This window comes from Nonomuraea sp. NPDC003201 (assembly GCF_053590415.1).
This window is the reverse complement of record NZ_JBSFTC010000311.1, coordinates 1-12218: the sequence shown is the minus strand read 5'-3', so window position 1 is coordinate 12218 and position 12218 is coordinate 1. Positions and strand designations below refer to the sequence as shown.

The 12218-nt window shown below is 70.8% G+C and carries 13 protein-coding genes and 1 tRNA gene; 4 read left to right on the top strand and 10 right to left on the bottom strand.

Annotation, left to right across the window (positions count from 1 at the left end):
- The 3 genes from ACWDX9_RS51320 to ACWDX9_RS51310 form a co-directional block, all read left to right on the top strand.
- Nucleotides 1-488, top strand: a 488-nt coding sequence (locus tag ACWDX9_RS51320; protein ID WP_449968934.1) for a tetratricopeptide repeat protein, incomplete at its 5' end; no start/stop codon positions are given.
- A gap of 49 nt (nt 489-537) precedes the next feature.
- Nucleotides 538-1734, top strand: coding sequence for an FxsB family cyclophane-forming radical SAM/SPASM peptide maturase (locus ACWDX9_RS51315; protein ID WP_449968932.1), 1197 nt, complete (start codon nt 538-540; stop codon nt 1732-1734).
- Nucleotides 1731-3017 carry an HEXXH motif domain-containing protein gene (locus tag ACWDX9_RS51310; protein ID WP_449968929.1) on the top strand — a complete coding sequence of 429 codons (1287 nt, stop codon included), beginning with the start codon at nt 1731-1733 and terminating at the stop codon, nt 3015-3017. The genes ACWDX9_RS51315 and ACWDX9_RS51310 overlap by 4 nt, the downstream gene beginning before the upstream one ends.
- Nucleotides 3018-3099: 82 nt before the next feature.
- Here ACWDX9_RS51310 and ACWDX9_RS51305 read toward each other — a convergent pair whose 3' ends face one another.
- From ACWDX9_RS51305 to nadD, 6 genes are all read right to left on the bottom strand, one after another.
- The gene (locus ACWDX9_RS51305; protein ID WP_449968926.1) at nt 3100-3846 is read right to left on the bottom strand and encodes a glycerophosphodiester phosphodiesterase; all 747 of its coding nucleotides are present in this window, start codon (nt 3844-3846) and stop codon (nt 3100-3102) included.
- Nucleotides 3847-4117: 271 nt separating this feature from the next.
- Complete coding sequence (locus ACWDX9_RS51300) at nt 4118-4339, bottom strand: alpha/beta fold hydrolase (protein ID WP_449968923.1); 222 nt, start codon at nt 4337-4339, stop codon at nt 4118-4120.
- Nucleotides 4340-4433: 94 nt separating this feature from the next.
- Nucleotides 4434-4506, bottom strand: a tRNA-Ala gene (locus tag ACWDX9_RS51295).
- A 113-nt stretch (nt 4507-4619) separates the two neighbouring features.
- Nucleotides 4620-5249 (bottom strand): histidine phosphatase family protein, encoded by a 630-nt coding sequence (locus tag ACWDX9_RS51290; RefSeq protein WP_449968920.1) that lies wholly within the window; start codon nt 5247-5249, stop codon nt 4620-4622.
- Nucleotides 5250-5283: 34 nt separating this feature from the next.
- Entirely contained in the window at nt 5284-5679 is a 396-nt protein-coding gene (gene rsfS, locus ACWDX9_RS51285; RefSeq protein WP_080046168.1) for a ribosome silencing factor, read from the bottom strand.
- Between the two features lie 91 nt (nt 5680-5770).
- Nucleotides 5771-6388, bottom strand: coding sequence for a nicotinate-nucleotide adenylyltransferase (gene nadD / locus ACWDX9_RS51280; RefSeq protein ID WP_364265225.1), 618 nt, complete (start codon nt 6386-6388; stop codon nt 5771-5773).
- An 87-nt stretch (nt 6389-6475) separates the two neighbouring features.
- Between nadD and ACWDX9_RS51275 the strand changes: the two genes are divergently transcribed.
- A complete protein-coding gene (locus tag ACWDX9_RS51275) occupies nt 6476-7507 on the top strand; it encodes a M48 family metalloprotease (RefSeq protein ID WP_397372319.1) in 1032 nt (343 codons plus the stop codon).
- A 122-nt stretch (nt 7508-7629) separates the two neighbouring features.
- On the opposite strand, the gene ACWDX9_RS51270 is transcribed toward ACWDX9_RS51275, so the two are convergent.
- The 4 genes from ACWDX9_RS51270 to proB form a co-directional block, all read right to left on the bottom strand.
- Nucleotides 7630-9333, bottom strand: coding sequence for a protein kinase domain-containing protein (locus tag ACWDX9_RS51270; RefSeq protein ID WP_449968917.1), 1704 nt, complete (start codon nt 9331-9333; stop codon nt 7630-7632).
- 82 nt (nt 9334-9415) lie between these two features.
- The gene (locus ACWDX9_RS51265) at nt 9416-9592 is read right to left on the bottom strand and encodes a hypothetical protein (protein WP_350740718.1); all 177 of its coding nucleotides are present in this window, start codon (nt 9590-9592) and stop codon (nt 9416-9418) included.
- Between the two features lie 50 nt (nt 9593-9642).
- Nucleotides 9643-10917, bottom strand: a complete 1275-nt coding sequence (locus ACWDX9_RS51260; protein WP_350740720.1) for a glutamate-5-semialdehyde dehydrogenase — start codon at nt 10915-10917, stop codon at nt 9643-9645.
- 54 nt (nt 10918-10971) lie between these two features.
- On the bottom strand, nt 10972-12090 hold the full coding sequence (gene proB, locus ACWDX9_RS51255; protein WP_397165808.1) for a glutamate 5-kinase: 1119 nt from the start codon (nt 12088-12090) through the stop codon (nt 10972-10974).
- Nucleotides 12091-12218: the final 128 nt, after the last annotated feature.

Genomic DNA, 12218 nt, shown 5'->3' with positions numbered 1-12218 from the left:
GCTCGCCCGCGACGTACCTGGAGGCGGCCCGCACGGCGCGGGCCCAGCGCAACTGGCCGCTCGCCGCCCGGCTCGCCGACGAGGCCAGGCACGCGGCCGAGCCCGACGACTCCTGGGTGCGGGCCGAGGTCGCCGAGATCCACGCCGACGCGGCGCTCGCCCAGGGCGACGTCAAGCAGGTACGCCGCTACTGCGAGGAGGCGGTGAGCCTGTACGCCGAGCGCGGACGCTTCGACGGGGTCGCCCGCGCGCTCACCATCGACGGCCGCTGGCACCTGGCCCATGGGGATCTCACCCGAGCGATCGAGCAGATCAACGCCGCGGTGACTCTCGCACCCAATGACATATCTGCACAAATGGCACTAGCGGAGGCATTTCACCGTTCGGGCACTCCCCGAGCCGCCGCGGCCGTGGTTCACGGCATCTTTCCCCTGCTCACCGACGAGGCGCTCGACAGGGCCAACGAGATGCTTCGACTATCAGAATGACGTCATATGCTGGGCACCTCGCAAGTCTCAATGTGGAGGCTGATCCGCGGTGTCAGAGTGGCCAGCGACATTGGACGTCGACGCGCTGCTGGTCCGCGGCTGGCGGCCGACGCCGTTCCGGCAGTTCATCCTGAAAGTACATAGCAGATGTGATTTGTCATGCACATATTGCTACATGTACGAAATGGCGGATCAAAGCTGGAGATTTCGCCCAAAACGTATGTCTCGGGAAACGGTCGAGGCCACCGCGGGCAGGATCGCCGAACACGCCAAGGCGCACGATCTCGACAGCGTCGACGTGATCCTGCACGGCGGTGAGCCGCTCCTGGCCGGCCACGACGACATCCGCGACCTCGTGGGCGTCATCAGGTCCGCCGTGCCGGTCCGCGTGGACGTCAGCGTGCAGACCAACGCGACGCTCCTCGACGCGCGCTTCCTGCGGCTCTTCGACGGGCTGGAGATCGGCGTCGGGGTCAGCCTCGACGGCGGGCAGGCCGACCACGACCGCTCCCGCCGCACCGCCGACGGCCGCGGCAGCTACCACCGGGTGGCCGCCGCGCTGGAGCTCCTCACGTCCGAGGACTTCCGGCACCTGTTCCACGGGCTGCTGTGCACGGTCGATCTCCGCAACGACCCCCTGGGCACCTACACCGCCCTCCTGGGCTTCGACCCGCCCGTGATCGACTTCCTGCTCCCCCACGGCAACTGGTCCGAGCCGCCGCCCGGCAGGGTCCCCGGCTCGCCGGACACCCCGTACGCGACCTGGCTGGCGACCGTCTTCGACCAGTGGTACGCCACCCCGTCCCACGCCACGCGCGTCCGGCTGTTCGACGAGATCATCCACCTGCTCCTCGGCGGGGAGTCGGCCACCGAGCAGATCGGGCTCTCGCCCGCGGCCATGATCGTGATCGAGACCGACGGCGAGATCGAGCAGTCCGACCTGCTCAAGTCGGCGTTCGAGGGCGCCGGGAGCACCGGGCTGCACGTGACCCGCGACTCCTTCGACGACCTCCTGCTCCTGCCCTTCACCGCCGCCCGCCAGATCGCCCGCCTCGACCCCGCGCCGGAGTGCGCCGCGTGCGAGGTGGGCATGATCTGCGGTGGCGGCCTGTTCGCCCACCGCTACAGAGCGGGCAACGGCTTCCACAACCCCTCGGTCTACTGCGCCGACCTGCTGCGCCTGATCAAGCACGTCGGCCGGACCGTGCAGGCCGACGTCCGTCGCCGTACTAAGGATCCCCGATGAACCTCACTGACCACCGGATCCCGGCGGACGCCTTCGACGCCCTCGCCAACGGCGGCGGAGGCGGCGGCGCCGTGCGGCGGCTCAAGGCCGCCCAGTACAGCAAGCACCTGCTGCTCATCAGGGGTGTCCTGGACGTGGCCCGCGAGCTGGGCCACACCTCCTGGGCACGGACGCGCCGCGCCTACGACCTGCTCGCCACGCTCCAGACGAGCCATCCGGAGGCGGTCGGCCGGGTCCTGCAGCACCCGTCGGTGGGCGCCTGGGCCCGCCACGCGATCCGTTCCCGGCGCGCGCCTGAGCAGCTGGCCGCCCTGGCCGCGGCGGCGGCCATCCACGCCCGTACGACGTGCGAGGTGGACGTTCCGGTCTTCGCCGGCCGGGCCATGCTGCCGTCGCTGGGGCAGGTCGCCTTCCCCGGCGGCGTGACCATGGCGACCGTGCACTGCTGGCCGGAGGGCGCGGAGGTGAGCGCGGGCGACCTGGTGGTCGAGATCCGCGACGACGCCCCCGGCTGGCAGCGGCTGCGCGCCCTCTCCGCCGAGTCCCTGGGCAGGCCCCTGAACGTGCTCATCGACGATCTGGACCCGCACCGGCTGCCGGGGGCGACCGACCTGCACGGGCGGCTCACGGACGCGGAGGCGGCCCGCTGGCAGCGCCTCCTGGACGAATCCTGGCAGCTCCTGGTGAGCCACCACGAGCCGATCGCCGAGGAGGTGTCGGCCGGCATCACGGTCCTCACGCCGCTGACCGCCCCCTCGACGGGCTCGTCCAGCGCCTCCTCGCGCGACGCCTACGGCTGCATCGCCCTCTCCGACCCGCCGGACCCCCGCACGCTGGCGGAGACCCTCACCCACGAGGCCCAGCACGCCAAGCTCTCGGCCCTGCTCGACATCGTGCCGCTGACCGAGCCCGACGACGGCTCCCGCTACTACGCGCCCTGGCGCGAGGACCCCAGGCCCGCCGGCGGGCTGCTCCAGGGCGCGTACGCGTACCTGGGCGTGACGGACTTCTGGCGGCGGCAGCGGCAGCACGAGTCGGGCGAGGACGAGATCCGCGCGAGCGCCGAGTTCGCCCGCTGGCGGGCGGCGGCCCACCTGGTCACCCGCACCCTCCTGAGCAGCGGCCGGCTGACGGAGCACGGGGTGACCTTCGTGGACCGGATGGAGAGCCGGCTCGGCTCCTGGGCCGCCGAACCGGTGCCCGCCGCGGCGACGGCCCTGGCCGAGGGCGCCGCCGAACGCCACCGGGCCCGCTGGCAGGCCCGCAACGGCGCCCTCAACTGATCGGCCCGGACCGCCGGCACGCCCGTGACGGCGACCCGAACCGGTCAGCCACCGGACGCCGAAGACCGGACCCGTCACCGGGTCATTGGCACTTCCCCTTCAGCCACGCGTTGAACTGGGGCGTGTAGTCGGTGGCCACCCGCTTGGCGCCGCGATCGAGCGCCCCCTGCCACGCGCTCTCGTTCAGCGTCCACGAGGGAGGCGGCTCCTCCCACTTGGTGACCTCCGGCCAGATGGGCCCGCCGCTCAGCACCTTGGTCATGCCCGCGACGCTCACCCGGCTCCTGAGCTCGGCGGCGATCTCGCTGTTGTGGGAGTACAGGATGATCTCCTGCGACTGGTAGCGCTCCTTGACCGGGTCGAGCACCTCGGCCCAGGCCCGCGCCTTGATCGCGGCGTCGGAGTTGAGCAGCGACTGCCGGGCCTCCGGCTTGATCTCGACCAGCCCGATCATGCCGGCGCTCTTCATCTCGGCCAGCCACTCGCGGAAGGTGTAGACGGCCTCGCCCTGGAAGATGCCGCGGTTGATGGTCCGGCCCTTGAGCGCGGTGTCGCCCGCCGCCCACCAGATGTCGGTGATGTTCTTCTTCGTGCCCGTCAGGCCCCAGGTAGAGGTGTTGTGCCACATGACGGCCTTGGTGCCGTCCTTGGTGAGCTGCAGGTCGGCCTCGACGCCTGACGCGCCCCAGGACTGGTAGCGGCGGATGGCCGTGGGGTTGTTGGGCTGACGCACCTGGTCCCGCTCCCAGGCGTTGGCGCCCGTGGGGTAGCCGCCGTGCCCGAAGATCAGCGGGCACGCGGGCAGTGCGGAGGACGGAGCGGTGAGCAACGAGGCTAGCGCTAAGGCGACGAGGGAGGCTGCCAAGGTTCGTACCTTTCGATCATGTTTTCCCGCACACTACCGTTCGGTCAGGAAGGTCCGCAGGAGGCGGGTGTAGGCGTCGGGTCGGCCACCCGCGATGGCGTGACCCGCGTTCGCGACGGGCACCAGCGTGGCGTCGGGGAACGTGCGCCGGCCTCGCGATCGCCCATCAGGGCGTGCGCGGCGTTGGGGTTGATGCCCAGCAGGATGGACATAGCGATCATCCGGGGCGAACCGGTCAGCTCGTCGTGGCGTCGTTGCTCCTCGGGGGTGAGACGCCGCGAGAGGTCGCTGTCAGGCTGGGAGCCGGGCCACAGCGCCCCGGGCGAGGTGAAGACACCTTGGCGACGCGATCGGGATGCGCCGCGACGTATTGGGCGGCGAGCGAGCCGCCCCACGACTGGCCGACGATGACGATCCGGTCCGCGCCGATGGTACGGCGGATCGCCTCGAGCAGCATCTCCCGCCATCCCGGCCTACCGGCGCCCACAGCGATCAAGCCCAAACAGCAAAAAGCCCGGCTCCATCACGGAAGCCGGGCTTCTTCATACTTGTGGAGCTATGGGGATTCGAACCCCAGACCTCCTCCATGCCATGGAGGCGCGCTACCAACTGCGCTATAGCCCCTGGTCACCGCTCCGAGTCCACCCGTTGCGGCGCTCCGAGAGCATATAGCCATCCGCGCCGATTCGCCTAATCGGAGCGCGCCGGTCGTACGGCCCCCGAGCCGTACGAACTCGCTATGCCTCGGCCTCCGGCCGGTCGTCGCTGCGGACGGGCTCAGGCAGCGTCCCGGCGTTGTGCTCCAGCAACCGCCATCCCCTGCGCCCCTCCTGCAACACCGACCATGAACAGTTGCCCAGCCCGCCCAGCGCCGGCCAGAGCGACTCGGGCAGCCCGAGCAGCTCGCAGATCCCGAGCCGCAGCGCGGCCCCGTGGGAGGCCACGACCAGCAGGCCGTCGTCGTCGAGCTTGGCCGCCCAGCGCCGCATGGCGCCGGCCACTCTGGTGGCCACGTCGGCGACGGGCTCTCCACCCGGCGCCTCCCAGGCCACGTATTCCTCGGGCCAGCGCGACGCGATCTCGTCGCGCGTGAGCCCTTCCCATTCGCCGCCCCCGCGCTCGCGGAGGTCCTTGTCCACGCTCACGTCCAGCCCGACGACCCGCGCGAGCGCCAGCGCCGTGTCGTTGGCGCGCTGGAGATCGGACGAGACGATCAGGGTGGGCCGCAGGGAGGCCAGCAACGACGCCGCCCTGGCGGCCTGCGCGATGCCGGTCTCGTCGAGGGGGATGTCGGAGTGTCCCTGGAATCGCTGCTCGACGTTCCACAAGGTCTGCCCGTGCCGGAGGCAGACGATCCTCTTGCTCATGCGGAACGCTCGGACTCGAGATGGGGGAGCCCGCTCACGCGCGTGCCCGCTGGAGGTTGGCCTGCATGACGCTCTCCGGCAGCGAGATGGCCGGGCAGTCCTTCCACAGGCGCTCGAGCGCGTAGAACGTGCGGTCTTCCTCGTGCTGGACGTGCACGACGATGTCGATGTAGTCGAGCAGCACCCAGCGGCCCTCGCGCTCGCCCTCTCGGCGCACGGGCTTGGCGTCGGCCTCGGTGCGCAGCCGCTCCTCGATCTCGTCGACGATGGCGCGTACCTGACGGTCGTTGGTGGCGGAGCAGAGCAGGAAGGCGTCGGTGATGACGAGCTGTTCGCTCACGTCGTATGCGAGGATGTCATCGGCCAGCTTGTCCGCCGCGGCTTCCGCGGCGATGCGCACGAGCTGGACGGATCTGTCGGATGCGGTCACGATGCGGGTCTGTCCTCCTGTGTCGGCAGCATGCCTATACGTTGAGGGTACCCTTCCGGGCCGAAACCCCTCACCTATGGCACGGAGGCCGTCATCCTTCCGCGTGATACAGCCCCCGTTTGTTGATGTACTGGACGATTCCGTCCGGCACCAGATACCAAATCGGCTCTCCCTTGGCGACACGTTGCCGGCACTCGGACGACGAGATGGCCAGTGCGGGAATCTCCAGCAACGTCACCCGCCCCTCCGGCAGCCCGGGATCGTGGAGCGTGTGCCCCGGACGGGTACAACCGACGAAATGGGCCAGCTCGAACAGCTCCTCCGCGTTCTGCCAGTCCAGGATGGCGCCGAGCGCGTCCGCGCCGGTGATGAAATACAGCTCAACCCCAGGACCGTAAATTTCCGAAATATCACGCAAAGTATCGATGGTGAACGTCGGCCCCGGGCGATCCACGTCCACTCGGCTCACCGAGAACCGGGGATTGGACGCGGTCGCGATGACCGTCATCAGATAGCGGTCCTCCGCGGCCGACACCTCGCGCTCGGCCTTCTGGTACGGCCGCCCGGTCGGCACGAACACGACTTCGTCCAGGTCGAAGTGGTGCGCCACCTCGCTGGCTGCCACCAAGTGGCCATGGTGGATGGGATCGAACGTCCCACCCATCACTCCGACTCGCCGCTTCCCCTGCACACCAGGTGCATTCATCATGAAACGGACCTTACGCGGACCTTGTACCACAACATGATGGCACCCCCCTTGGTGATGACCGCGCATCACTCCCGTTGCGGACGTAGCATGCCGGGCATGACGACCACCCCGGACCGCAACCGCGTCCAACTGCCCGGCATCTCGTCCCGAGCCTACGAACACCCCGCAGACCGGTCCGCCCTGGTCGCTCTGCGTAAGTTGAGTGGGTTCGACACGGTTCTCAAGCAGATGTCCGGCCTCATCAGCGAGCGCCGGCTGCGCCTGATGTACCTGGCGTCTGCCGTACGCGTGAGCGAGACCCAGTTCCGCTCCATCTACGACATGGGCCGCGACGCCGCCTACACGCTCGACCTGCACCGGATCCCCGAGATCTACATCCAGCAGGATCCGCAGGTCCAGGCGAAGGCCATCGGCTTCGACGACCCGTTCATCGTCGTGACCACCGGCCTGCTCAACCTCATGAACGAGGAGGAGCAGCGCTTCGTCATCGGCCACGAGACCGCCCACATCCTGTCGGGACACGCGGTCTACCGGACGATGCTCGACATCCTCACCCGCCTCGCCACCCGCGTCGCCTGGATCCCGCTCGGCTACATCGGCCTGCGCGCGATCGTCGCGGGCCTGGAGGAGTGGTACCGCAAGTCGGAGCTGTCCTCCGACCGCGGCGGCCTGCTCGTCGGCCAGGACCCCGAGGCGGCCAAGAGGGCGCTGATGAAGCTCGCCGGCGGCGACTACACCCACGAGATGAACATCGAGGCGTTCCTGGAGCAGTACCAGGAATACGACACCGCGGGCGACCTTCGCGACGGCTTCCTCAAGGTGCTCAACCTGCTCGGCACGACCCACCCGTTCGCGGTGGTGCGCGTGGCCGAGCTGGACAAGTGGCAGCGCAGCGGCGAGTACGAGCGCATCCTGGGCGGGGACTACCCGCGCAGGGAGGACGACCCCAACGCACGAGTGACCGACGAGATCAAGGCCGCGGCCGAGTCCTACCGCGCGTCCTGGTCCCAGTCGCAGGACCCGTTCATCGGCGTCCTGCGCGACGTGGCCGAGGGCGCGGTCAACGCGGGCGAGCGCATCTTCAATCGCTTCTCGCGCCGCGACGGCGGCCAGGGCTGACCTGCCGCACCGCCGTACGCGGCCGATCAGCTTGATCGGCCGCGAAACCCACCGCGATCGGCGACGAGCGGCGGGTTCCGAACCCCAAGGGGCAGCTTCGGCCTGCCTTGGAGAGCGGCAGGTCAGAGCAGGAGAGCGATAGCGCGCACGGCGGCCGCGCACAGGGCGACGAACCCGCCCAGCACGGCCAGTGCGCGCAGCCCTTCCCTGCGCAGATCGGGCAGCCGATGCCCGATCCGCTCGATCTCGCGCCCGGCGAAACCACCGCACAGCATCCCGAACACCACGCCCGCCACCGTCACGGGCGCGGGCTGCTGCCACCAGTCGGAGTCGATCACTCCGCCACCGGTCACCCAGAGCGCGCCGCCCGACGCCAGCGCGACCGGCACGCCCGGCCACACGCCGGCGGTGGCGGCCGCCCCGACCAGGGCGACCGGGAAGAGCAGCACGCGCAGCGCCACCCGCGTACGCCGCGAGCTGCGGTTCCTGACCAGCCAATGGCTCATCCAGAGCGTCCTGGTCAGCACCACGAACACCGTGGTGATCGCGACGGAGGCGATCGGCCAGATCACCGAGGTCACCACGCACGGCACCGCGAGCACGGCCAGCATCAGCAGGGCGCCGTTGCCCGCGGGCAGCGTGGTGGTCGACTCCGCCCTGAGCCCGGCCTTTTTGCGCACCTGAGGCCGGCTCCGGACGGCCGCCGCCGCACGCTGGCGCGGCGCGGTCATCTTGGAGCGCGCGAGAGCGGACTTCCCGTCCGCCGCGCCCGTGCGCCCGCGCGGCGCGGGCACCTCCGTGCGGCTGCGGACCGCGGCGCCCTTCCCATCCGTTCCGGTACGGCTGCGCGCCGCGGCGCCCTTGCCGTCGGCGCGGACGGCCGAGCCCTTCGTGTCGGGGTTCGCACGGGTACGCGGTGCGGGCACCTTACTATCCGTGTTCGCCCGACTCCGGGCGGATTTCTCCTCAGGGGTGGCGCGGCCTGTCTTGGCCTCCTCCGAGGACCCTGCGGCGGGCTCAGGCTCGGCCGCGCTGGTGGCTCTGGCCAGCCGCGACAGCCGATCGGCCAGCAACGCCGCCGTGGGGCGCTTGCCCGGCTCCCTGTTGAGCGCGGCGCGTACCAGCGGCAGCAGCTCCACGGGCACGCCCTTGAGGTCGGCCTGCCCGTTCAGCACCGCGTACATCTGCGCCTCTGCCGTCCCCCGCCCGAACGTCGGCCGCCCCGTCGCCGCGAACGCCACCGTCGCCGCCCAGGCGTGCACGTCGGCGGGCGAGTCGACCTGCTCGTCGGCGAAGATCTCCGGCGCGGTGTAGCCGGGCGTGCCGAGGAACGTGCCGGTCATGGTGAGCCGGGTCGCGTCGAGCACCTGCGCGATGCCGAAGTCGATGAGCACGGGCCCCTCGGAGCCCATGATGATGTTGCCCGGTTTGAGGTCCCGGTGCACGACCCCGGCCGCGTGAATGATCGCCAGGGCCGCGGCGATGCCCTGGGCCAGGTCCACGAGGTCGGACACGTCGAGCGCGCCGCTCTGGCGTACGCGGTCGAGGAGCGTGGCGCCCTCGATGTACTCCATGACCAGGTACGGGCGGGCACAACTCAGGTCGGCGTCGAGCACCTTGGCCACGTACGGGCTCTCGACCCTGCGCAGCGCCCGGACCTCGCGCTCCAGCCGGACACGGGAGGTCTCATCCTCGGCCAGGTCGTGCAGGACCTTGAGAGCGACGCTCTCGCTCCGGCGGGTGGTCGCGAGGTAGACCTCGCCCATGCCGCCGCGACCGAGCCGCTCGACCAGGGTGTACGGCCCGATCTTGCCGAGCTTGCTCACCGTCTCTCCCCGCCCGGCCCGCCCATAAGGGACCTAACCTTAGCGCTGGGACCCCTGTCGGCGCTTGAGGCACGCCGAAGGATTATCGGCGAGTGTGATCGGAGAGCATGCTGTCGAGCCGGGCCGTGGGCTCGTCCGACAGCTGCCTGCGCCCCTTCCTGCGCCAGTGGACGTGTCCGCGGCTCTCGAGCCAGAGCAGCAACCGGTCGGCGCCGAACAGCACGGCAGCCGAGAAGACAAGGGCGATGACAATCTCCATGCCCCTCAGTCAACCTGCGCTCCACGGCGCCGGTCAGGCCGACACGCCGATCAACCGGCCACCACCGTGCCTTCTGACGTGCGCAAATGCCCCTCACCGGTGTAGATCCACTTGGTGGAGGTGAGCTCGGGCAGCCCCATCGGGCCGCGCGCGTGAAGCTTCTGCGTGGAGATGCCGATCTCCGCCCCGAACCCGAACTCCCCGCCGTCGGTGAACCTCGTCGAGGCGTTGACCGCCACGGCCGCCGAGTCGACCAGCGCCACGAACCTGCGCGCCGCCCGCTGCGACCTGGTGACGATGGCGTCGGTGTGGCCGGAGCCGTACTTCCTGATGTGGGCCACCGCCTCCTCCAGCGAGCCGACGACCGCGGCGGCGATGTCGAGCGAGAGGTATTCGGCGTAGAAGTCGTCCTCGGTGACGGGCACGACGCCCGAGCCGTGCCCGGCGATGCGCTCGTCACCGTGCACGGTCACGCCCGCCTCGGCGAGCGCCGCCAGCGCCCGCGGCACGAACGCGTCGGCGACGTCCTCGTGGACGAGGAACGTCTCGGCCGCGTTGCACACCGACGGCCGCTGCGCCTTGGCGTTGACCAGGATCTGCACGGCCAGGTCGACGTCGGCCTCGGCGTCCACGTAGACGTGGCAGTTTCCGACGCCGGTCTCGATCACCGGCACCGTGGACTCCTCCACCACCGAGTTGATCAGCGAGGCGCCCCCGCGCGGGATCAGCACGTCGACCAGGCCGCGGGCGCGCATGAGCTCCTTGACCGAGTCGCGGGTCTGCCCCGGCACGAGCTGGACGGCTCCGGCGGGCACCTCGGTGCCCTCCAGCGCGTCCTGCATGACCTTCACCAGGGCCGTGTTGGAGGAGTAGGCGCTGGAGGAGCCCCTGAGCAGGACCGCGTTGCCGCTCTTGAGGCAGAGCGCGGCGGCGTCGACGGTGACGTTGGGGCGGCCCTCGTAGATGATGCCGATGACGCCGAGCGGCACCCTGAGCTGGCGCAGCTCCAGCCCGTTGGGCAGGGTGGCGCCGCGGACGACCTCGCCGACCGGGTCGGGCAGGTCGGCCACCTGGCGCACGGCCTCGGCGATGGCGCCGACCCTGGCCTCGTCGAGCCGGAGCCGGTCGATCATCGCCTCGGACGTGCCCTGCGCCCTGGCCTGCTCGACGTCCTTGGCGTTGGCCTCGACGATCTCCGCCGCGTGCGCGACCAGGGCGTCGGCCACGGCACGCAGCGCCCGGTCCTTCGGCGCCCGCGGCAGCGGGGCCAGCTCGGCGGCGGCCTCTCGCGCCGCCTGGGCGACCTTCAAGAACTCTGTGCTCATGGCTCCGCTCCGCTCCCTGCGTTCCCAGCACGCTCGTTGCCCCAGGGATGGGGACTAGTTGTGAGCTTCCAGTATGACGATGTCGTCACGGTGGATCAGCTCACGCTCATATTCCGGACCGAGCGCGCTGGCCAGCTCCCTGGTGGAGCGGCCGAGCAGGCCCGGGATCTCGGTGGCGTCGAAGTTGACCAGCCCCCGGGCCACCACGAGCCCCTGCGGCCCGCACAGATCCACCGGATCGCCCGCCGCGAACTCACCCTCCACGGACGTCACCCCCGCGGGCAGCAGCGACTTGCGCCGCCCCACGATGGCCTCCACCGCCCCCTGGTCGAGGTGAAGGCGGCCGCGCCCGGTGGTGGCGTGCGCGAGCCACAGCAGCCGCGTGCCGGGATGGCGGCCACCCGGGTGGAAGTAGGTGCCGACATCGGCTCCGCCGAGCGCCTGGGCGGCGTGAGCGGCCGCCGTGAGCACCACGGGAACGCCCGCCCCCGTGGCGATCCTGGCGGCCTGCACCTTGGTCACCATGCCGCCGGTGCCCACCGCCGCGCCGTTCTTCCCGAGCTCGACGCCGACCAGGTCTTCCGGCCCGCGGATCTCCGACAGGCGCTGGGAGCCGCTGCGGCTCGGCGGGCCGTCGTACAGGGCGTCGACGTCCGACAGCAGGACGAGCGCGTCGGCGTGGATCAGGTGCGCCACCAGGGCCGCCAGCCGGTCGTTGTCGCCGAAGCGGATCTCGTCGGTGGCCACGGTGTCGTTCTCGTTGACGATGGGCACGATGCCCAGCTCCAGCAGGCGCGCGAGCGTGCGCTGGGCGTTGGCGTGGTGGGCGCGCCGCATCATGTCGTCGGCGGTCAGCAGCACCTGGCCCACGCGCAGGGAGTAGCGGGCGAAGGAGGAGGTGTAGCGGGCGACGAGCACACCCTGCCCGACGGACGCCGCCGCCTGCTGGGTGGCCAGGTCGCGTGGTCGCGCGGTCAGCCCGAGCGGGCCGAGGCCCGCCGCGATCGCCCCGGAGGAGACCAGGACGATCTGGGTCCCCGTACGGCGCCGCGCCGCCAGCACGTCCACAAGGGCGTCGACCCGATCGACGTCGATCGTGCCCTGGGGGGTGGTGAGCGAGGAGGAGCCGACCTTGACAACGACCTTCGACGCTGAGCTGATCTGTTCCCGCACGTCTGGCAGCCTATCCGAGCCCCGAGAGCCCTTCGGTCCCGGAGCCCGGCGGGATACGGCCCGAAGACCTGCCCGCCACCCGGGCGGCCCGAAGACCTGCCCGCCACCCGGGCGGCCCGAAGACCTGC